This window comes from Oleiphilus sp. HI0086 (assembly GCF_001635225.1).
In genome coordinates, this window is record NZ_LWFZ01000065.1 from 1 (window position 1) to 750 (window position 750).

Annotated in this window: 1 protein-coding gene; it reads right to left on the reverse strand. The window is 45.6% G+C overall.

All coding sequences use genetic code 11. The features are described from left to right. The coding region (locus A3756_RS01100) for an FAD-binding oxidoreductase (RefSeq protein WP_156490153.1) at positions 1 to 750 on the reverse strand (750 nt) is incomplete at both ends.

Genomic DNA, 750 nt, shown 5'->3' on the forward strand with positions numbered 1-750 from the left:
CATTTAGAAACTCAGGAACTTTAGAGACCACGACCGAAATATCGTTTTTGTACGGAGTACGCACAGAAATCGACTCTGAGATACCTTCACGCAAACGCCATAAGTTATTGAGCTGGGTTTCACTCTGGCTGATCACACCATCCAAAACCCACCCTTCTTCAACACAGGTTTCAAATAAAGCCATTGCGTCATCCATTACCTGGTCAGACGTCGATTCGAACTCCAACAATGCATAGAAAGGCGCTTCAGTTTCAAAGGGTGCAGGCACATCGTTGTGCGCTAAGACATGCCCCATCGCTTCGTGCGAGAAAAACTCATAGGCAGTCAAGTCCAGCTTTGCTTGGAATGCTTTCAAGACATCCATGGTGTTACCAATATCTGATAGACCCAGAACCAAAGCAGTCAGATTGTTCGGTTGACGCGTTAGTTTCATTGTTGCTTCAGTGATAAAACCAAGTGTTCCTTCAGCACCAATAAACAAGTGACGCAAATCATATCCGGTATTGTTTTTCAACAAGTCTCGGTTTAGTTCAAGAATTTCGCCAGCACCTGTTACCACGGTTAAACCCAAGACCCAATCACGGCTCATGCCGTATTTGATAACTTTAATACCGCCCGCATTAGTCGATAGGTTACCTCCTAGCTGACTAGAACCGGCCGATGCAAAGTCAACCGGATAGTACAAACCGTTCTCTTCGGCGAAGTTTTGCAACTGCTGTGTAACAACACCAGCCTGACAACGTACAGCCT